The sequence below is a fragment of the Sphingomonas populi genome (genome assembly GCF_004208535.1).
Classification (GTDB): domain Bacteria; phylum Pseudomonadota; class Alphaproteobacteria; order Sphingomonadales; family Sphingomonadaceae; genus Sphingomonas; species Sphingomonas populi.
On the sequence record NZ_SGIS01000041.1, the window covers coordinates 1 to 20,472 of the forward strand.

The following is a 20,472-nucleotide window of genomic DNA, read 5'->3' on the forward strand; positions in this document are numbered from 1 at the left end:
CGACGCCTCGCCCTCAATTTGCTCCAGCACGACACCCGAAAACTCTCCATCCGCAGAAAATTTAAACACGCCGGATGGCACGACGACTATCTCTCTTCTCTCCTCGCTCAAATGCGATAGCCCTGCCCTGGAAGGGAGGGGAGAAGAAGGGCGAGGGAGAAGCGCCTTACTTCACCTGCTGTTTCTCCAGCTTCCGCGCGAGCGTGCGGCGGTGCATCCCGAGGCGGCGCGCGGTTTCGGAGATGTTGAACCCGGTCTCGGCCAGCACCTCATGGATGCGCTCCCATTCGAGCGTCTTGATCGAGGTCTGGCGTTCGCTGATCGGCGCATCGATGTCGCCGCGGGTCTTGCGGAACGCCGCTTCGATATCGTCGGTGTTGGAAGGCTTGGCGAGATAATGCGAGGCGCCGAGCTTGATCGCCTCGACTGCCGTGGCGATGCTGGCATAGCCGGTCAGCACGACGATCAGCATCGCCGGATCGTGCGCGTGGAGCGTCTTGACGCAGGCGAGGCCCGAGGCTTGGCCGAGCTTGAGATCGACCACCGCGAAGCCGGGACGATGCTCGGCGAGCAGCGCATCGAGCGCTTCCGGGCTGGCGGCGGTCAGCACCGCATAGCCGCGCCGTTCGAACGAGCGTTTGAGCGTGCGCGCGAACGCCTCGTCGTCCTCGACGATCACGAGTTGAGGGTCAGACATCGGGCGTCTCCGCTTCGAGCGCGAGCGAGGCGAGCGGCAACCGCAATGTCACCTCGGCGCCGCCATCGTCCAGGTTGCGCGCCGCCACCGAGCCGCCGAGCTTGCGCATCACGTTGACCACCAAAAACAGCCCGAGTCCACCGCCGGGCCGCTGCTTGGTCGATTGATAGGGCTTGCCGAGATTGGCGAGCATGTCGGGCGCGAAGCCCGGACCGGCATCGCGCACGCACAGCCGGATCGCGTCGCCATCGCGTTCGACGACGAGGCCGATGCCCTGCGGCGACACTTCGGCGGCATTGTCGAGCACGTTGCAGATCACCTGTTTGAGCGCGGTGTCCGAGACGATCGACACGTCCGCGCCGAAGGCATCGTCATAGGTGAGCGGGGTGGTGCCGCGCGCGCGCCAATAGTCGACCAGATCGGCGAAGAAACCGTGGACGCTGGTGATCTCGGGCGCCTCGCCGCGCGCTTCGCCTGCCGACATCAGGATGCCGGTGACGATCGCTTTGCAACGCTCCACCTCGGCCTGCATCTCGGCCATGTCCTGCGCGAGTTCGGGATCGGCGGCGAGCCGGGGCATCCGCCGCCAGTCGCCGAGGATCACCGCCAGCGAGGCGAGCGGGGTGCCGAGTTCGTGCGCCGCGCCCGAGGCAAGCAGTCCGATCTGAAGGATATGGTCCTGATCGGCCGCGCGCTGGCGCATGTCGGCGACATAGGCATCGCGCGCGCGCAGGTTTCCGCTGATCCGCGTGACGAACAGCACCAGCAGCACCGCCACCAGCGCGAAGCACGCCAACGAGCCGACGATGTGCAGCCCGAACGGATCGCTGGCGAGGCTGATCGGCAGGTCGAGCGGGCGGAAGCGCCGCATCAGCAGCGCGAACGCGCCGCAGGTGACGACCACCAACGCCCAGCTTGACCAGCGCCCGAGCAAAATCGCGCCGAGCACGACTTGCAGCAGGAACAGCGACACGAACGGGTTGGTCGCGCCGCCGCTGAGGTAAAGCTGCGTGGTCAGCGCCGCGACGTCGAGCAGCAGCGCGACGAGCAATTCGCTGTTGGTGATGGTGCGGCGCTGGTGAAGCAAGGACAGGCTGGCGAGGTTGACCACAACCAGCGCGGCCAGCACCAGCACCATCGCGCGCAGCGGCAACTCCACGCCCATCCCGAACTGGACGACGAGGATCGTCGCGAGTTGTCCCGCCACCGCCAACCAGCGCAACTGGACGAGCAGCACCATGTTTTTGCGCCCGGCCGCATCGGCAGAGAGCAACGCCGCGACCAGCGCGAGGCGGGTTGGCTCGCGCGGCGCCGCTTCGACGGTCATCGTGCGGCTGCGGCGCGGCGCACGCGGCGTTCCTCGCGCGCGACGATGCCGACGCCGATGACGACGAGCAGCGCGAGGCCAAACCAGGTCAGCGCGTAGACCAGATGGTTGTCGCTGAACGCCACCACGGTCAGCCCGCCGACCGGGCCGCCGGGGGGCGAGGACGCCGCATCGGCATCGACGAAATAGGGCGCGATCCGGTTGAGGTGCCGCGCCTGCGCGATCGCGGCGACATCGCGCGAGAACCAATGGTTGCCTGCGGGATCGTTCGCGCGCAGGAAGCCGCCGCGCGGTTCGGTCAGCCGGAGCAGGCCGGTCACGCGCACCCGCCCGGTTGGCGCAGGGGCGACGGGCTTCGCGACGAAGCCGCGATTGACCAGCACGACGAAGCCGCGATCGGTGGCGAGCGGGGACAGCGCCCAATAGCCGGGGCCGCGCGCGGTCACCGCTTTCACGAAGGTCTCGCGACCGGGCAGGTACGAGCCGGTCAGCACGACACGGCGATAGGCGTCCTGCGTGGTGATCCGGGGCCATTGTCCTGGCCCCGGCGGCGCGACCGGCGCGGCGTGGAGCCGGGCATCGACCTGCGCGATCAGCGTGTGCTTCCACGCGCGCCGCTCGACCTGCCAGATGCCGAGCGCGATCAGCGCGGCGAAGAGCAGCGCCGCCACGCTACCCAGCAGGATCAGCGTGGCGGGCGAACGCGGCGGTCGCTCGGGAGCACCGCCGCCGGCCATTACGGCATCTGGCGCATGTCCTCGACGGACATCGGCATCATGTTGGTGTTCATATTGTACATCACCCAGAGCGACCCGCTCAGCGTGATGACGAGGACGACGACGGTGAAAGCCAGCGCCATCATGTTCCAGCCGCTCTCGGACTTGGTGTCGAGGTGGAGGAACAGGACCATGTGGACGATGATCTGGATCGCCGCGAACGCCATGATGATATAGCCGGTCACCTGGTTGGGCAGCACATGCGCCATCACCATCCAGAACGGAATCGCGGTGAGCACCACCGACAGGCCGAAGCCGAGCAGATAGCTGCCGTAGCTGCCATGCGCCGCGCCACCATGATCGTCATGGCCGTGCGCGTCACCGTGGGCGTGGGGGGCATGATCGTGCGCGCTCATCGCAGCATTCCCATCAGATAGACAAAGGTGAAGACGCCGATCCAGATCACGTCGAGGAAGTGCCAGAACAGGCTGAGGCACATCAGGCGGCGGCGGTTGGCGGGGATCAGCCCCTTGGTGCCGATCTGCACCATCAGCGTGAACAGCCAGACCAGGCCGAAGGTGACGTGCAGCCCGTGCGTGCCGACGAGCGTGAAGAACGACGACAGGAAGGCACTGCGCTGCGGCGTCGCGCCCTCGTGGATCAGCGCGGCGAATTCGGTCAGTTCGATCGAGAGGAAGGCGATGCCGAACAGCGCGGTGACGAACAGCCAGATCTGGGTCTGCGCGACCTTGTTCTGGTTCATCGCGAGCATCGCGAAGCCATAAGTGATCGACGAGAACAGCAGCATGGCGGTGTTGAGCGCGACCAGCGGCAACTCGAAGAGCTGGCGCGGGCCGGGGCCGCCGGCGTAGCTGTGGCCCAGCACGCCGTAGGTCGCGAACAGCATCGCGAAGATGAGGCAATCGCTCATCAGGTAGATCCAGAAGCCGAGCAGCGTGCTGCCGCCTTCGGGATGGTCGTGCTCGTCGAGGTCGTAGAAGGCGACCTGCGCGTCGCCGTTGGCGGTCATGGTATCAGCCGACATGTCTCAGACCTCCGCGGCGAGCTGGCGGGTGCGCTCGTTCTCGACACGCGTCACGTCCTCGGCTGAGATGTGATAATCGCGCTTGTAGTTGAAGGTATGAATGATCGCGACGCCGATCAGCCCGACGAAGCTCGCAATCGCCAGCCACCACACATACCAGATCATCGCGACACCGAAGGCGACGCTGAGACCGGCGAGGACGACGCCCGCCCAGGTGCTGCGCGGCATGTGGATCGCCTTGAAACCCGAGGTCGGACGGACCGCGCCACGCTCCTGCATGTCCCACCAGGCATCCGTATCGTGGACGATCGGGGTGAAGGCGAAGTTATACTCGGGCGGCGGCGACGAGGTCGACCATTCGAGCGTGCGACCGTGCCAGATGTCGCCGGTGGTATCGCGCAGCTTCTCGCGATTGAGGATGCTCACCGCGATCTGCACCAGCATCGCGACGATCCCGAGCGCGATCAGCACCGCGCCGAGCGCGGCGATGATGAACCAGATCTGCAGCGAGGGATCGTCGAAGGTGCGCAGCCGGCGCGTGACGCCCATCAGACCCATCACGTAAAGCGGCGTGAACGCGACCCAGAAGCCGCTGACCCAGCACACGAAGCTGATCTTGCCCCAGAACGGATCGAGCCGGAAGCCGAACGCCTTGGGGAACCAGAAGTTGATCGCCGCGAACACCCCGAACACCACGCCGCCGATGATGACGTTGTGGAAGTGCGCGATCAGGAACAGCGAATTGTGCAGCACGAAATCAGCCGGCGGCACCGCGAGCATCACGCCGGTCATGCCGCCGATCGTGAAGGTCACCATGAACGCGATCGTCCACAGCATCGGCAATTCGAAACGGATGCGGCCGCGGTACATGGTGAACAGCCAGTTGAACAATTTGGCGCCGGTCGGGATCGAGATCACCATCGTGGTGATGCCGAAGAAGCTGTTGACGCTCGCGCCCGATCCCATCGTGAAGAAGTGGTGCAGCCACACGACATAGGACAGGATGGTGATGACCACGGTCGCGTAGACCATCGACGAATAGCCGAACAGCCGCTTGCCCGAGAAGGCCGAGGTGACTTCCGAGAACACGCCGAACAGCGGCAGGATCAGGATGTACACCTCCGGGTGGCCCCAGATCCAGATCAGGTTCACGTACATCATCGGGTTGCCGCCGAGCGTGTTCGTGAAGAAATCTGTGCCGACGTAGCGATCGAGGCTGAGCAGCACCAGCACCGCCGTCAGCACCGGGAAGGCGGCGACGATCAGGATGTTGGTGCACAGCGCCGTCCAGGTGAAGATCGGCATCCGCATCAGCGTCATGCCGGGCGCGCGCAGCTTGACGATCGTCGCGATCAGATTGACGCCGGACAGCAAGGTGCCGACGCCGGCGACCTGCAACGCCCATATGTAATAATCCACCCCGACCCCGGGGCTGTACGCGACCCCCGACAGCGGCGGGTAGGCCAGCCAGCCGGTGCGCGCGAATTCGCCGACGAACAGCGACATCATCACGATCACCGCGCCGCCGACCGTCATCCAGAAGCTGAAATTGTTGAGGAACGGGAAGGACACGTCCCGCGCGCCGATCTGGAGCGGCACAACGAAGTTCATCAGCCCGGTGACGAACGGCATCGCCACGAAGAAGATCATGATGACGCCGTGCGCGGTGAACACCTGATCGTAATGGTGCGCGTTGAGATAGCCTTCGGAGCCGTTGAACGCGATCGCCTGTTGCGCGCGCATCATGATCGCGTCGGAGAAGCCGCGCAGCAGCATGACGAGGCCGAGCACCATGTACATCACGCCGATCTTCTTGTGATCGACGGAAGTGAACCACTCCTTCCAGAGATAGCCCCACAGTTTGAACCACGTCAGCGCCGCGACCAGAGCGAGGCCGCCGAGCGCGACCATGCAGAAGGTGCCGACGACGATCGGCTCCTGCAGCGGCAGCGACGCGATCGTGAAGCGACCGAAGATCGGGCTGATCGGAACGAACTGGGGTGACATGGACATCGCTTCTTACAGACGGGGTTGGCTGGCGGATGCGGCAAGCGCCACGCCCGCTGGAGTGGCGGCCGGACTCGGCAGACCGGCGCCGGTCAGGCCGGCGGTGTCCGGCTTGGCTGCGGGCGCCGGTGACTGGCCGGGCATCGACATCGAGTGGGCGCCGGGCATCGGCATCGGGCCATGCTCGTTCGGCGCCGGCTGGCTGTCACGCGCCGCATCCTGCCGCATCATCGCATCGGTGCAGACCGTGCCGGGCTTGACGCAGAGGTTGACGGCGGCGCGGAACAGGCCGGGTTCGACGGCGGCGAAGCGCTGCACCGGCACATGCTCACTCGGGCGTTCGAGCTGGAGATAGGCGGCGCGATCGAGCGTGCCGCCCGCCGCCTTGTTGCGCGCGACCCAGCCGGCGAAATCCGTGTCGCTCATGCCGTAGAAGTGGAAGTTCATGCCCGAGAAGCCGGCGCCGCTGTAATTGGCGGACATGCCGGTATATTTGCCGGGCTTGTTGATGACCGCGTGGAGCCGCGTCTCCATGCTCGGCATCGCATAGATCATGCCGGCGAGCGCGGGGACGTAGAAGGCGTTCATCACCGAGGAGGCGGTGATCTTGAAGGCGATCGGGCGATCGACCGGCGCGGCCAGTTCGTTGACCGTCGCGAAGCCGTATTCGGGATAGATGAACAGCCACTTCCAGTCGAGCGCGACGACTTCGACTTCGAGCGGTTTGACGCCCGGCGCGATCGGCCGGCCCGAGGCGGTGCGCTCGATCGGGCGATAGGGGTCGAGCAGATGCGTCCCCACCCAGGTCACCGCGCCGAGACAGATGATGATGAGCAGCGGTGCCGCCCAGATCAGCAGTTCGAGCTGAGTCGAGTGATCCCAATTGGGCTGGTAGTTCGCGTCCGTGTTCGAGGCGCGGTAGCGCCATGCGAACAGCGCGACCAGCGCGATCACCGGGATGATGATGAGCAGCATCAGCACGGTGGCGATGACGAGCAGATCACGCTGCTGTGCAGCAACGTCCCCGGCGGGGTTCAGGACGACCATGTTGCAGCCACCGAGCAGGAGGCTGGTCGCCAAGATCATGATTGGCCGCATCATTGTGCGGACTCGTAGGTTGGGAGCACTCTCGGGCATGGGGCGGCGCCTAGCATGGCTGCCGCGCCGCAACATAGGACATTTTGTCCAATCCCGCAGGTGCGAGCAATATCGGAGAGCCGCGACTTGACCGCGCGGAGCCAATCCGCGATCGACTCGCCGTGCCGTCCGCGCGGCGCGCCTTCTGGAGTCGTGATATGAGTACGAAGACCCACGCCGACACGCCGCCCGGAGGGCACGGGCGCGGTACGCATGGCAATGTCGGCGCGCATGGCGACATCGCGCCGGCCGAGATCGCGATCGGCGTCATCATCGGGCGCACGTCGGAGTTTTTCGACTTCTTCGTGTACGCGATCGCGTCGGTGCTGGTTTTCCCGCAACTGATCTTCTCCGATGTCGACCGGCTGACCGGTACGCTCTATTCGTTCGCGATCTTCGCGCTGGCCTTCATCGCGCGGCCGATCGGCTCGCTGATCTTCATGACGATCGATCGACTATACGGCCGCGGCACCAAACTGACGATCGCAATCTTCATGCTCGGCGGCGCCACGGCGGCAGTCGCCTTCCTGCCGGGCAGCGACCAGATCGGCAAGACGGCGGGCATCCTGCTGGCGGTGTTCCGCATCGGCCAGGGCCTCGCGCTCGGCGGCGCATGGGATGGCCTGTCCTCGCTGCTCGCGCTCAACGCGCCCGAGAACCGGCGCGGCTGGTACGCGATGATCCCGCAGCTCGGCGCGCCGCTCGGGCTGATGGTGGCGAGCGCGCTGTTCGCCTTCCTCGTCTCGACGCTGTCGGCGACCGACTTCCTTGAATGGGGCTGGCGCTATCCGTTCTTCGTGGCGTTCGCGATCAACGTCGTCGCGCTGTTCGCGCGGCTGCGCATCGTCTCGACGCCCGATTACCAGAACCTGTTCGAGAGCCGCGACCTCCAGCCGGCGCCCGTCCTGGAGACGGTCACCTCGCAGGGCCGCAACATCATCATCGGCGCGTTCGCGCCGCTCGCGAGCTTCGCGATGTTCCATATGGTGACGGTGTTCCCGCTTTCGTGGGTGTTTCTGTTCACCAAGCAGAGCCCGGCGCGCTTCCTCGAGATCGAAATCGGCGGCGCGGTCGTCGGCTTCGTCGCGGTGCTCGCTTCGGGGCTGCTCGCCGACCGGTTCGGGCGTCGCTCGGTGCTCGGCGTGTCGGCGGTGGCGATCGCGGCGTTCAGTGGCTTCGCGCCGCAGCTTCTCAACGGCGGCGACGTCGGCGAGGTCATCTTCATGGTGTTCGGCTTCGCGATCCTCGGCATCGGCTTCGGCCAGTCGTCGGGCGTGGTCGCCGGCAATTTCACCAGCCACCATCGCTATACCGGCGCGGCGCTCACCTCGGATCTGGCGTGGCTGGTCGGCGCGGCGTTCGCACCGCTCGCGGCGCTGCTGCTGGCGAGCCACTTCGGTGTTCTGGCGGCGGGCGCGTACCTGCTGTCGGGCGCGGTCGGCACGATTGCCGCCTTGTTCATCAACCGCGAGCTTGGACAGAAGTTCTCGTAAGCGACGCTTCGGCGGCCAAATACGAACGGCCCGCTCTCCGCGAGGAGGGCGGGCCGTTTGCTATGGTGCGATCGTCCTGCCGGGACGAAGTATTTCAGGGCCGCCGCGTCATCCGCTCCAGCGCGGCGTCGAGCGTCGCGTCCTGCTTGGCGAAGCACAGCCGCACGACATTGGTCACCGGCGCTTCGGCATAGAACGCGCTGACCGGGATGGTCGCGACGCCGGCCTCTTCGATCAGCCATTCGGCGAAGGCGACATCGCCCATGTCCACGCCCGAGGCGGTGAGGTCGATATTGAGGAAATAGGTCGAGGCGCAGGGCAGCACCGCATAGCCGAGCCGCTCCAACCCGCCGCGCAGCCGGTCGCGCGAGCGCTGGTAGCCGGCGCGCATCCCTTCGAAATAGGCAAGGTCCTTGCCCAGCCCAAAGGCCGCGCCGGCCTGAAGATTGGGCGCGGTGGTGAAGGTGAGGAACTGGTGCGCCTTGGCCAGCACGCCCGCGAGTCGCGGTGTGGCGCACATCCAGCCGACCTTCCAGCCGGTCAGCGAGAAGATCTTGCCCGCCGAACCGATCTTGACGGTACGCTCCCGCATGCCCGGCTGCGCGATCAGCGACTGGTGCCGCGCGCCGTCGAACACGACATGCTCCCACACCTCGTCGCAGATCGCCACGCAATCATGGCTGATGCAGAAGTCCGCCAGCAGCGCCAGTTCCTGCGGCGTCGCCAACGCGCCGGCCGGGTTGAGCGGGGAATTGAGGATGATGAGCCGGGTCTTGTCGCTCGCGACCGCAGCAAGCGCCTCGGCAGTGATGCGCCACTCGGGCGGCGCCAGTCGCACCAGCCGCGCGACGCCGCCGGCACGTTCGACCAGCGGCAGATAGGCATCGTAGAGCGGCTGGAACATCACCACTTCGTCGCCGGGTGACACCAGAGCGAAGATCGCGCAGGCGAGCGCCTCGGTCGCGCCCGAGGTGACGACCACCTCTTCGGGCGCGAGATCGAGGCCCTGATGCACCCGGTAATGCTCCGCCACCGCCTGTCGGAGCGGCGCGGTGCCGAGCATCGGCGGATATTGGTTCGAATCCTCGATCAGCGCGCGCGCCGCTTCGGCGAGCACATCCTGCGGCCCGCGCCCGTCGGGGAAACCTTGCCCCAGATTGATCGCACCGCTCGCGCGCGCCCGCGCCGACATCGCCTCGAAGATGGTGGTGCCGAGTTTTCTGTAAACGGGATTCATGCGCGCTCTCTTATGATCGACTCGGGATAAACGGGTGGCTGCCTGCGCCGCGCTACAGGAACAGCTCCGCGAGGAAATCGCGCATCGCGCGCCAACTGCGCCGATCGGCCGCTGCGCGATAGCCAAAGCCGGGACGTTCGGGCGCATCGCGATCGGTGAAGGCGTGGCCGGTGCCGCCGAAGCCGAGCAATTGCCAGTCGGCCTGCCCTTCGCTCAGTTCCTGTGCCAGCGCGACCACCGCCTCGGGCGGCGCGAGCGGATCGTCCCAGCCGTGACACACCAGCAGCTTCGCCGCGATCGGCGTGACGTTGGCATAATCGGGCCGGTCATAGACGCCGTGGAAGCTCACCACGCCGCGCACGCCGAGGCCAGCGCGCGCGATATCGAGCACGCAGCCGCCGCCGAAACAGAAGCCGATCGCGGCGAGCTTCGCCGGATCGACCCGATCGAACCCGCTGAGCGCGGCGAGCGCCGCCGCCAGCCGGTCGCGCAGCAGCGTGCGGTCGACCTTGAGTGCGTTCATATACGCCGCCGGATCGGGCGATTCGCGCGTCGTGCGTTTGCCCTGCCCGTAGACATCGCACGCCAGCGCGACATAGCCGAGCGCGGCGAGCTCCTCCGCCTTGCGGTTGTCCGCTTCCTTCTGGCCGAGCACGTTGGGGATGACGAGCACGCCGGGGCGAAGTGTCTGCACCTCGTCCTCGAACGCGATCACGCCTTCGAACGGGCCGCCGGGGCCGTCATAGATCAGGGTCTGCCGGACGATCGCCATCGCAAGTCTCCTCTGCGCATCGACCTGCCACGCCGCCGCGTGCGCGCGCAAGTTGCCTCGCCGCGATCAGCCGTTAAGGACGGACGAAACGCCAAGCAGAGGGGAAATCCATGCCTAGTCTCGTCCTGATCCGCCACGGCCAGTCCGCCTGGAACCTCGAAAACCGCTTCACCGGCTGGTGGGACGTCGATGTGACCGAGAAGGGCGCCGAGGAAGCCCGCGCCGCTGGCCGGCTGATGGCCGAGAAGGGCCTCGACTTCGACCTGTGCTTCACCTCGCTGCAAACCCGCGCGATCAAGACGCTCGATCTCGCGCTGGAGGAAATGCAGCGGCTGTGGCTGCCGGTCGAGAAGGACTGGCGGCTCAACGAGCGGCATTACGGCGGGCTGACCGGGCTCAACAAGGCCGAGACCGCCGCCAAGCACGGCGAGGCGCAAGTCCATATCTGGCGGCGCAGCTTCGACGTGCCGCCGCCGCCGCTGGAGCCGGGCAGCGCGTTCGATCTGTCGGCCGATCGCCGCTATGCCGGCATCGCCATCCCCCAGACCGAGAGCCTCAAGGACACGATCGCGCGCGTGCTGCCCTATTGGGAGAGCCGGATCGTGCCCGCGCTGAAAAGCGGCCAGCGCGTGCTGATCTCGGCGCACGGCAATTCGCTGCGCGCGCTCGTCAAGCATCTGTCGCAGATTCCCGATGACGAGATCACCAGCCTGGAGATCCCGACCGGGCAGCCGATCGTCTATGAGCTCGATTCGGATCTGGTCGCGACCGACCGCTATTATCTCAGCGAGCGGTAATCCCGGTCGTCACAGCAGGTAGCGCATCGTTACCTGCTGGCGCTCGTCCCCGCCGGTCACGCTGAAGCGCGCGCTCGCGAAGCGTGGCGGGCCGAAGCGGATCGGCGGGTTGCGCGAGAAGCCGAAGCCCTCGCGCGGGATGCCGGCGATCGTATCGAGCTTGCCGTTGCCGTTCTCGTCGTGGATCACCGCGATCGCATACTCGCCATGCGGCACCCCGGCGAAGCGGATCGCGCCGCCATCCGCCGGCGCGGTGCGCCGGGTCGATTCGGCAGTGTCGATGCATTTGGGGAAATTGTCCGCGACCGCCGTCAGGCAGACGCGCACCAGCCCCTTGGCCGAACGCAAGCCGCCGATATCGAGCGACAGGTCAGCGACCGGCGCCGCCCCGCCCAGCATCGTCAGCGCGAGCATGCCCAGCACGGGCAGCCGCGCGGGCATGATCGCGCGCGAAATCGCCAAGCCCGCGATCGGTGCCGCACAGCCGGTCCCAGACCCGGAAATAAAGCCCATAATTGCCCTCATACTGCTGATGGTGCCGCTGGTGATGGCTCGCGGTGATGATCCAACGCCCGATCGGCCCCTGCCATAGCGCCGCCGGGAACATCTCCCACCCCATATGATTGGTAACGCCCATCACCGTCATCACGCTCAGGACGATTGCAAGGCCGATCGGGTGGATGGGAATGAAAAACACGAGCAACGGCACCACCAGCGCGCCGGTCAGCGCCTCGATCGGGTGAAACGCCATTGCCGCCCATGCGGTCGGCGGGCGGCTGGCATGGTGCGCGGCGTGGGCGATGCGGAACAGCCGGGGCTGGTGCATCCAGCGATGCGTCCAGTAAAACCAGGTGTCGTGCGCGGCGAGGTACAGCAGCACCGACACCGGCAGATACCACAGCGGCCACGCGTGGAGATCGCCGTAGATCCGCGTCCAGCCGCGATTCTGCCAGCCCCAGGCGACAACGCCGGCGGGCACGCCGTAGATCGCCGCCGAGGCGAGGCTCCAGCCGATCTCGCGGCGAATCTGCGGATCGAGTCCCGCGTACAGCCCGGGATGGCGCAGCCGCGTCGCCGCCGCGAACGCGCCGCTGACGATCAGGTAGCGCACCCCGACGATCGCCGACATCGCGAGCGCGGACAACAGGATAGCGAGGATGGGTGTCACGCCATCCGCCCTACACGATCGGCGCGCGATTTGCACCGCCGCATGAATCGGCTAGGGGCTGGCGATGTCCGAAGTCCACCACTGTGACCTCGCGATCGTCGGCGGCGGTCTTGCGGGCGGCCTGCTCGCGCTCGCCCTGCGCCGCGTCCGCCCCGATCTCGATCTGCGCATCGTCGAAGAGACCCCGCACCTCGGCGGCAACCACGTCTGGTCGTTCTTCGCGAGCGATATCGCGGACGCCGATCGCTGGCTGGTCGCGCCGCTCGTCTGCCACGGCTGGGCGGGCTATGACGTCGCTTTCCCCGCGCACCGCCGCAGCATCGCGCAGACTTATTATTCGATCGAATCGGAGCGGCTCGACCAGGTGCTGCGCGACCGACTCGCGCCGCGCGCACTGATGACCGGGCGGCGCGTGACCGATGTCGCGCCGACCGCGGTCATGCTCGCCGATGGCGACCAGATTTCGGCGAAAGGTGTGATCGACGCACGCGGCCCGGCCGATCTCGCACGGCTCGACCTCGGCTGGCAGAAGTTCGCCGGCTGCGAGGTGGAGCTTGCCGAGCCGCATGGCCTCGACCGACCGATCGTGATGGACGCGACCATCGCGCAGGAGGACGGCTATCGCTTCGTCTATTGCCTGCCATTCGCGGCGACCCGGATGTTCGTCGAGGATACCTATTACAGCGACACGCCCGATCTCGACGGCCCGTTGCTGGCGGAACGGATCGACGCCTATGTCGCGGCGCGCGGCTGGCTGCCCGAGCGCGTGCTGCGTGAGGAAACCGGCGTACTGCCGGTCGCGATGGGCGGCGATTTCGACGGCTATTGGCTGAGCGGCGGGGCTGGCGTGGCCAAGGCGGGGATGCGCGCCGGGCTGTTCCACCCGATGACCGGCTATTCGCTGCCCGATGCGGTGCGGCTGGCGGCGCTGGTCGGGCGCGCGACCGATTTTTCGGGTGCGGCGCTGCACGATCTTACGCATGGATATGCGCAACGGCTGTGGCGTGCGCGCGGCTTCTATCGTAGTCTCGCGCGCATGCTGTTTCGCGCCGCCGATCCGAAGGAACGATACCGCCTCCTCGAACGCTTCTACCGCCTCGACGCCGAGCTGATCGGACGCTTTTACGCAGGGACGACGACGATGACGGACAAGATACGTGTCCTGTCCGGCAAGCCGCCGGTGCCGATTGGCCGCGCCATCGCCGCGCTTGCGGGCTGCCGCTGATGGCCGCACCGGCGCGTACCGCGATCGTGATCGGCGCTGGCTTCGGCGGCCTCGCGCTCGGCATCCGCCTGCAATCGGCGGGGATCGACACGATCATCGTCGAAGCGCGCGACAAGCCGGGTGGCCGCGCCTACGTCTGGGAGCGTGACGGCTTCACCTTCGACGCTGGTCCCACCGTCATCACCGATCCCGCCTGCCTGCGCGAATTGTGGGGCCTGAGCGGGCGCGACATGGCCGAGGACGTGGCGCTGGTGCCGGTGATGCCGTTCTACCGGCTCAACTGGGCGGACGGCGTCAGCTTCGACTATTCGAACGACGACCCCGCGCTCACCGCCGAGATCGCCAAGCTCAACCCCGACGATGTCGCGGGCTATCGCAAGTTCCTCGACTACGCCGCCGGCGTGTACGAGGAAGGCTATGTCAAGCTCGGCGCGACCGCGTTCCTCGATTTCGCGGCGATGATAAAGGCCGCGCCCGCACTGGCGCGCTATCAGGCGTGGCGCTCGGTCTATTCGATGGTGTCGTCGTTCGTGAAGGACGAGCATCTCCGCCAGGCTTTGTCGTTCCACACCCTGCTGGTCGGCGGCAATCCGATGACGACGAGCGCGATCTACGCTTTGATCCACAAGCTCGAACGCGACGGCGGTGTATGGTTCGCGAAGGGCGGCACCAACCGCCTGATTGCGGGCATGGTCACGCATTTCGAACGGCTCGGCGGCGTGGTGCGCTTGGGCGACGCGGTGACGAGCATCGAGACCGTGGGCGACCGCGCCACCGGCGTCACCACCGCGAGCGGCTGGCAGGCGAATGCCGACATGGTCGCGTGCAACGGCGACGTGATGCACATCTACCGCGATCTGCTCAAGACCTCCCGTAGCGCGCAGCGCACCAAGAAGCGGCTTGAGAAAAAGCGCTGGTCGCCGTCGCTGTTCGTCGTCCATTTCGGCATCAAGGGGACATGGCCGGGCATCCCGCACCACATGATCCTGTTCGGCCCGCGCTACAAAGGGTTGCTCGCCGACATTTACGATCATGGCGTGCTGCCGGAGGATTTCTCGCTCTACCTCCACCACCCGACCGTCACCGATCCGAGCCTCGCGCCCGAAGGCCATTCGGCCTTCTACGCGCTCGCGCCGGTGCCACACATGGGCAAGTTCCCGGTCGACTGGGCGGAGATCGCGCCGATCTTGGAGAAGCGCATCCTCGACGAGATCGGGCGGCGGCTGATCCCCGACATCCACGACCGGATCGTCACCAAGTTCAGCTATACGCCGCAGGATTTCGCGGGCGACCTCAACGCGCATCTCGGCAGCGCCTTCTCGCTCGAACCGATCCTGACGCAAAGCGCCTGGTTCCGCGTCCACAACCGTGACGACCAGATTCCGAACCTGTATTTCGTCGGCGCGGGCACGCATCCGGGCGCGGGGATTCCCGGCGTGGTGGGGAGTGCCAAGGCGACGGCGGCATTGATGCTGGAGGATTTGAAGTGACTGCAACCGTGATCCTCCCCGGGACGGGGAGGGGGACCATGAGCGAAGCGAATGGTGGAGGGGGGCTTCCACACACGAAATCGCTTGGGGAAGCCCCCCTCCACCACCGGCCTGCGCCCGGCGGTCCCCCTCCCCGTACCGGGGAGGATCTATGAAGCGCCTCGCGGTTTATTGCGGCTCGGCCTCGCCGGCCGATCCCGTCTATATCGACTCCGCGCGCGCGGTTGGCCGCGCGCTCGCTGAGCGCGGTATCGGCGTCGTCTATGGCGGTGGCCGGCTCGGGCTGATGGGCGCCGTCGCCGATGGCGCGCTCGAAGCGGGCGGCGAGGTGATCGGCATCATCCCGACCGCCCTCGTCAGCGCCGAAGTCGCGCACCGGGGCTGCACCGATCTGCGCGTCGTCGAGACGATGCACCAACGCAAGCAGGCGTTCACCGATCTGTCGGACGGGTTCATCAACCTGCCCGGCGGCACCGGCACGATGGACGAATTGTGGGAAGCGCTGAGCTGGGCGCAGATCGGCTATCACGCCAAGCCGGTCGGGCTGCTCAACGTCGCTGGCTATTACGATCACCTGATCGCGTTCGTCGCCAAAATGGGCGAGGTCGGCTTCCTGCGTCCGCAGCACCAGCGTGTCCTGATCGTCGACGATACGCTCGACGGGCTGCTCGCGCAGATGGCGGCGCATGAGCCGATCGAGACGATCACCAAGATGCGCAAGGCGGATTTGTAGCGGGTGAAGGCCTTCGCACCGTTCGGGCCGAGCGAAGTCGAGGCCCCTGCGCCCCGCTGGCCCCTCGACTTCGCTCGGGGCAAACGGAGGGTGCGCTGATCGCCACCGTACCCACCCGCGCCGAGACGGTCGCCGCCGCGCAGGCTTCGATCGCGCACGGATCGAAGAGCTTTGCCGCCGCGAGCCGCCTGTTCGACCGGCCGACGCGCGAGAAGGCGTGGCTGCTCTATGCGTGGTGCCGCGCCTGCGACGACATCGCCGACGGGCAGGAACACGGCCATGCAATGACCCGCGTCACCGATGCCGCCCCGCGCCTCGCCGAGATCACCGCCAAGACCGATGCCGCGCTGGCCGGCGACCCTGTCGGCGATCCCGCATTCGATGCGCTGCGCATCGTCGCCGCCGAGACCGGGCTGCCGCACCGCTTCGCGCATGATCTGATCGCCGGCTTCGCACTCGATGCCGAGGAATGGCGACCGCGCAGCGAGGCGGACCTGTACCGTTATTGCTATCACGTCGCCGGGGTGGTCGGCTGCATGATGGCGATCGTGATGGGGGTATCTCCGCACGACGACGCGACGCTCGACCGCGCCTGCGATCTCGGCATCGCCTTCCAGCTCGCCAACATCGCGCGCGATATCGAGGAGGATGATCGCGGCGGGCGCTGCTACATTCCCGAGGAGTGGCTGGTCGAGATGGACATCCCGCCCGGCCAGCATATGAAGCCGCCGTTCCGCAAGCGGCTCGCGGTGCTGGCGCGCCGGCTTGCCGATCGCGCCGCGCTGTACGAGGCGAGCGCGCGCGCCGGTGCGCCGGCGCTACCGTTCCGCTCGGCCTGGGCAGTGCTCTCGGCGGCGGCGATCTACGGCGCGATCGGCCGCAAGGTCGCCGACCGGGGCGAGCATGCGTGGGACCACCGCGTCACCACGTCACGCGCCGACAAGCTGCGCTTCATCCTGCGCGCGCTCGGCGAGGCGCGTGGGCGGGCGGGGATGGTGATCGTGCCGCGCCCGGCGGAGCTTTGGACGCGGCCGCGCTGAGCGGCGCTTCCACGCACCCCGTTCGTGCTGAGCTAACGGATGTGGGGCGACCGGATCTTACAGCTTCCCGAACTGCGCCTCATACGCCGCCCGGTCGCCCGCCGCGAGCAACCGCGCCTGTTCGATCCAGCGGTCGCGCGCCATGCGGCCCTGGAACGCGCCGAGCCGCGCGTCGAGCGCTTCCGCTTCGGCGGGGGTGAGATCGGCGATCTGGTCGATGCGGGTGTAGCCGAGTTCGGTCAGCGTGACAGCGAGCTTGGGGCCGAGGCCCTTGAGCTGGGTCAGTTCGGAGCCGCCCGAGGGCGCGGAGACGATCTCCGGCACGGGCCGGGCAGCGACGGGCGCAGCCTCGGGCGCCGGCTCCGGCGAAGGTTCGTACGCCGGCTGCGGTACGGGTTCGGGCGCGGCAGCCGGCACCGCCGGTACATCGTCCCCCATCGGCGATTCGACCGTCGGCGGCGCGGTCGCGCCGGCGTCCTCGGCGATCTCGCGATTCTCAACGACCTGCTCGTCGGCCTCGCGGCGGCGGCGGCGGAGCACGCTGCCCCACCAGATGACGAGGATCGCCGCGATCGCCAGCACCACCATCAGCACGATATGCACCGCAGAGATGGCCCCCATCGCGTCGATCGAGGCGGTGCTGTGCTGGGCGCTCTGGGTGGTATCCATATCTTTGCTCCGTAGGCGTCAGCCCGCCTTAACGCACGAGCGCGCCAAAGCACTACCGCGCGAGCGCCTCGGCGATCAACCGGCGTGAATTGGCGTTTCCGTAGAGCGCGATGAAGCTGCCCATGCGCGGCCCCTGGCTCGATCCGAGCAGCGTTTCGTACAGCGCTTTGAACCAGTCGCGTAAGGTCTCGAACCCGCCAGTCTTGCCGATCTCGTAGACGATGTTCTGGATCGTCTCGGCGTCGGCCTCCGCCGGCAGCGCCGCAAGTTCGGCGTCGAGCCGTTCGAGTGCAGCGCGTTCCACGCCTTCGGGCGCCCGCTTGACCAAAGTCGGTGCGACGAAATCGCGGCCATAAGCGATGGCATAGCCGATCAGCTTGTCGAGTTCGGGATAGGCCTCGGGCGTGGCGTCGGGGACGTAATTGGCGAGATAGCCCCACACCTGCTCGGCAGTCGCCTCGCCCATCACGCTGACGAGGTTGAGCAGCAGCCCGAACGTCACCGGCAGCGCACCCTCGGGCAGCTTGCCGTCATGGATGTGGTGGACCGGGTTGCCGAGCCGTTCCTTGACCGCCTGCGCGGGGTAATTGGTGCGGAACTGCCAATAGTCGTCGACCGCGCGCGGGATGATGCCCATGTGCAGCGACTTGGCCTTTTTCGGCTCGCGATAGGCGAAGAAGGCGAGGCTCTCGGGGCTACCATAGGTCAGCCATTGCTCGATCGAGAGGCCGTTGCCCTTCGACTTCGAAATCTTCTCGCCCTTCTCGTCGAGGAACATCTCGTAATTGAATCCCTCGGGCGGGCGCCCGCCGAGCACGCGGCAGATCTTCGAGCTTTGCGTGACCGAATCGATCAGATCCTTGCCCGCCATCTCGTAATCGACGCCGAGCGCGACCCAGCGCATCGCCCAATCGACCTTCCATTGCAGCTTGGCATGGCCGCCGAGGATGGTCTGGGTGATGCGTTCGCCATCATCGTCGAACGCGATCAGCCCGGCATCGGCATCGACCACCTCGACCGGCACCTGCAACACGATGCCCGACTTGGGGCTGACCGGCAGCACCGGCGAATAGGTCGCGCGGCGATCGGCGCCCAAGGTCGGCAGCATCACGTCGAGAATCGCCTGATAGTGGCGCAGCACCGCCTTGAGCGCATCGTCGAAGCGGCCATCGGCGTAATAGTCGGTCGACGAAGCGAATTCATACTCGAAGCCGTAATCGTCGAGGAAGGCGCGCAGCCGGGCGTTGTTGTGCGCGGCGAAGCTCTCGTGCGTGCCGAACGGATCGGGGATGCGCGACAAGGGCTTGCCGAGATGCTCGGTCAGCATCGCCTTGTTGGGGACGTTGTCGGGCACCTTGCGCAACCCGTCCATATCGTCGCTGAACGCGATCAGCCGGGTCGGCTGGTCGCTGAGCGCGTGGAAGGCGTTGCGCACCATCGTCGTGCGCAGCACTTCGTTGAAGGTGCCGATATGCGGCAGACCCGACGGGCCGTAGCCGGTCTCGAACAGGATCGGCGCGCCATTTGGCTTGCCTTGCGGATAGCGCTTTAGGAGTTTGCGCGCCTCCTCATAGGGCCAGGCTTTGGAGTCTAGGGCGGCGGCGCGGAGTTCGTCTGTCATGATGCGATGCGGACTAGCGCCAAGTGACGCGCACGTCACGTCAATCTCCGCTGAGCCTGCTTGGGGCGATGCCGCGCCGAACCGCGCGACATCGCCCCATCGATCAGGCCATGATCTTGTCGAGCGCGGTGCAGAAGTCCTTCATCTCAGCCGCCGAGCCGACCGTGATGCGGCTGACGGTCGGCCAGATCGGCCACGAGCGGCCGATCTCGATGCTTTCCTTGCGGAACGCGGCCTGCACGTCGCGCGCCGGCTTGGTCTTCCAGTCGATCATGAACATGTTCGCCTCGGTCGGCTTGACCTCGATCCCCTTGTACTTCTTGAGGTGATCGAGCGTCAGCCCGCGTGCGGTCCGCATCTCGGCGCGGCGCTGGACGATCAGCGGCGCAGCGGTGAGGCTCGCGGTCGCGCAGGCGAGCGAGGGAAGCGGCAGCGCGCCGGACTGCATGCCGCCGTCATAGCGCATCATCTTCATCAGATTGTCGGGGTTGGTCATGATGAAGCCCATCCGCATGCCGGCCATCCCGAAGATTTTCGAGAAGGTCCGCATCACGATCACGTCCTTGCGCTTGGGCGCGAGATACGATGCGGTCGGCACGCCGGCGAAGTGGGTATACGCCTCGTCGATCAGCACCACCGCGTCGGCGGGCTTGTTGTCGAGCAGCCATTCGATGTCGGCGAGCGGGGTGATCGTCCCGGTCGGGTTGTTGGGCGTGCAGATGTAGTAGAGGCCGGCGTTGGGATCGGCGGCGAGCATCGCTTTTACGTCGTGGGTATAGTCCTTGGTCAGCGGCACCGCCTTGACCGGCACCTTGAGCCACTGCGCGGTACGTCCGGCCAGTTCGAAGGTCGGATCGGCGGTGACGAGGCCGCGGCCCGGCGAGCAGAAGGTGACGACCGCGCGCGACAGCGGATCGCTCGATCCCGGCCAGGGCGCGACATGATCGTAGGGAACGTTCTCGACCGCCATCACCGCCTTGATGAAATCGCCGCGCTCGTCGTGCGGCGAATAGCGGTTGCCGCTGGCGATGATCGCCGCCGCCGCCTTCTGGCCCGGCATGAACGGCCCGGTCCAGCATTCGTTGGCGCCGATCCGCACCCGGGCGGTCGGCGCGGGATCGGGCACGCCACCCGAGGCCCAGGCCGGGCGGCCGAGCGTCGCCGCCGCCGCGCCGACCCCGAACACCGCCGCGATCCGCGCGAGATCACGCCGCCCGAAGCCACGGCCCAACAGATCGTCCTGAACCTCTTCCGTCACCATCACGCTATCCGACATGTTTTTGCCCCTGAGAAAAAAT

Annotated in this window: 20 protein-coding genes; 6 read left to right on the forward strand and 14 right to left on the reverse strand. The window is 66.9% G+C overall.

What is annotated here, in order from left to right:
- Positions 1-166 precede the first annotated feature (166 nt).
- The 7 genes from EWE75_RS19985 to cyoA are packed head-to-tail and all read right to left on the reverse strand — an operon-like array spanning position 167 to position 6,893.
- Complete coding sequence (locus EWE75_RS19985) at positions 167-697, reverse strand: response regulator transcription factor (protein WP_130159869.1); 531 nt, start codon at positions 695-697, stop codon at positions 167-169.
- Positions 690-2,024, reverse strand: a complete 1,335-nt coding sequence (locus EWE75_RS19990; RefSeq protein WP_427915800.1) for an ATP-binding protein — start codon at positions 2,022-2,024, stop codon at positions 690-692. The genes EWE75_RS19985 and EWE75_RS19990 overlap by 8 nt, the downstream gene beginning before the upstream one ends.
- Positions 2,021-2,761: an SURF1 family protein gene (locus EWE75_RS19995; protein WP_130159870.1), complete on the reverse strand. Its 741-nt coding sequence runs from the start codon at positions 2,759-2,761 to the stop codon at positions 2,021-2,023. The genes EWE75_RS19990 and EWE75_RS19995 overlap by 4 nt, the downstream gene beginning before the upstream one ends.
- A complete protein-coding gene (cyoD, locus tag EWE75_RS20000) occupies positions 2,761-3,156 on the reverse strand; it encodes a cytochrome o ubiquinol oxidase subunit IV (RefSeq protein ID WP_130159871.1) in 396 nt (131 codons plus the stop codon). Before cyoD ends, EWE75_RS19995 begins: the two co-directional genes overlap by 1 nt.
- Entirely contained in the window at positions 3,153-3,770 is a 618-nt protein-coding gene (gene cyoC, locus EWE75_RS20005; RefSeq protein WP_231708478.1) for a cytochrome o ubiquinol oxidase subunit III, read from the reverse strand. The genes cyoD and cyoC overlap by 4 nt, the downstream gene beginning before the upstream one ends.
- A gap of 18 nt (positions 3,771-3,788) precedes the next feature.
- A complete protein-coding gene (gene cyoB, locus EWE75_RS20010) occupies positions 3,789-5,792 on the reverse strand; it encodes a cytochrome o ubiquinol oxidase subunit I (RefSeq protein WP_427915801.1) in 2,004 nt (667 codons plus the stop codon).
- A gap of 12 nt (positions 5,793-5,804) precedes the next feature.
- Complete coding sequence (gene cyoA, locus EWE75_RS20015) at positions 5,805-6,893, reverse strand: ubiquinol oxidase subunit II (RefSeq protein ID WP_231708476.1); 1,089 nt, start codon at positions 6,891-6,893, stop codon at positions 5,805-5,807.
- Between the two features lie 194 nt (positions 6,894-7,087).
- Here cyoA and EWE75_RS20020 point away from each other — a divergent pair, with 194 nt between their 5' ends.
- Positions 7,088-8,422 (forward strand): MFS transporter, encoded by a 1,335-nt coding sequence (locus EWE75_RS20020; RefSeq protein WP_130159874.1) that lies wholly within the window; start codon positions 7,088-7,090, stop codon positions 8,420-8,422.
- A gap of 94 nt (positions 8,423-8,516) precedes the next feature.
- On the opposite strand, the gene EWE75_RS20025 is transcribed toward EWE75_RS20020, so the two are convergent.
- Positions 8,517-9,659, reverse strand: a complete 1,143-nt coding sequence (locus EWE75_RS20025) for an aminotransferase (RefSeq protein ID WP_130159875.1) — start codon at positions 9,657-9,659, stop codon at positions 8,517-8,519.
- A 52-nt stretch (positions 9,660-9,711) separates the two neighbouring features.
- The gene (locus EWE75_RS20030) at positions 9,712-10,431 is read right to left on the reverse strand and encodes a dienelactone hydrolase family protein (RefSeq protein WP_130159876.1); all 720 of its coding nucleotides are present in this window, start codon (positions 10,429-10,431) and stop codon (positions 9,712-9,714) included.
- Between the two features lie 110 nt (positions 10,432-10,541).
- Between EWE75_RS20030 and gpmA the strand changes: the two genes are divergently transcribed.
- Complete coding sequence (gene gpmA / locus EWE75_RS20035; protein WP_130159877.1) at positions 10,542-11,228, forward strand: 2,3-diphosphoglycerate-dependent phosphoglycerate mutase; 687 nt, start codon at positions 10,542-10,544, stop codon at positions 11,226-11,228.
- A gap of 9 nt (positions 11,229-11,237) precedes the next feature.
- Here gpmA and EWE75_RS20040 read toward each other — a convergent pair whose 3' ends face one another.
- Both EWE75_RS20040 and EWE75_RS20045 read right to left on the reverse strand, forming a co-directional pair.
- The gene (locus EWE75_RS20040) at positions 11,238-11,669 is read right to left on the reverse strand and encodes a DUF2141 domain-containing protein (protein WP_345789396.1); all 432 of its coding nucleotides are present in this window, start codon (positions 11,667-11,669) and stop codon (positions 11,238-11,240) included.
- Entirely contained in the window at positions 11,599-12,357 is a 759-nt protein-coding gene (locus tag EWE75_RS20045) for a sterol desaturase family protein (protein WP_130159893.1), read from the reverse strand. The genes EWE75_RS20040 and EWE75_RS20045 overlap by 71 nt, the downstream gene beginning before the upstream one ends.
- 103 nt (positions 12,358-12,460) lie before the next feature.
- Between EWE75_RS20045 and crtY the strand changes: the two genes are divergently transcribed.
- The 4 genes from crtY to EWE75_RS20065 all read left to right on the forward strand — a co-directional run bounded on the left by crtY (position 12,461) and on the right by EWE75_RS20065 (position 16,884).
- On the forward strand, positions 12,461-13,621 hold the full coding sequence (gene crtY, locus EWE75_RS20050) for a lycopene beta-cyclase CrtY (protein WP_130159878.1): 1,161 nt from the start codon (positions 12,461-12,463) through the stop codon (positions 13,619-13,621).
- Complete coding sequence (locus tag EWE75_RS20055) at positions 13,621-15,111, forward strand: phytoene desaturase (RefSeq protein ID WP_130159879.1); 1,491 nt, start codon at positions 13,621-13,623, stop codon at positions 15,109-15,111. Before crtY ends, EWE75_RS20055 begins: the two co-directional genes overlap by 1 nt.
- Positions 15,112-15,262: 151 nt before the next feature.
- Positions 15,263-15,844 (forward strand): LOG family protein, encoded by a 582-nt coding sequence (locus tag EWE75_RS20060; protein WP_130159880.1) that lies wholly within the window; start codon positions 15,263-15,265, stop codon positions 15,842-15,844.
- Between the two features lie 95 nt (positions 15,845-15,939).
- Positions 15,940-16,884: a phytoene/squalene synthase family protein gene (locus EWE75_RS20065; protein WP_130159881.1), complete on the forward strand. Its 945-nt coding sequence runs from the start codon at positions 15,940-15,942 to the stop codon at positions 16,882-16,884.
- A gap of 57 nt (positions 16,885-16,941) precedes the next feature.
- Here EWE75_RS20065 and EWE75_RS20070 read toward each other — a convergent pair whose 3' ends face one another.
- The 3 genes from EWE75_RS20070 to EWE75_RS20080 form a co-directional block, all read right to left on the reverse strand.
- Positions 16,942-17,553: a hypothetical protein gene (locus tag EWE75_RS20070; protein ID WP_130159882.1), complete on the reverse strand. Its 612-nt coding sequence runs from the start codon at positions 17,551-17,553 to the stop codon at positions 16,942-16,944.
- Between the two features lie 52 nt (positions 17,554-17,605).
- Complete coding sequence (locus EWE75_RS20075; RefSeq protein WP_130159883.1) at positions 17,606-19,174, reverse strand: lysine--tRNA ligase; 1,569 nt, start codon at positions 19,172-19,174, stop codon at positions 17,606-17,608.
- Between the two features lie 103 nt (positions 19,175-19,277).
- A complete protein-coding gene (locus tag EWE75_RS20080; protein WP_130159884.1) occupies positions 19,278-20,450 on the reverse strand; it encodes a pyridoxal phosphate-dependent aminotransferase in 1,173 nt (390 codons plus the stop codon).
- Positions 20,451-20,472 lie beyond the last annotated feature (22 nt).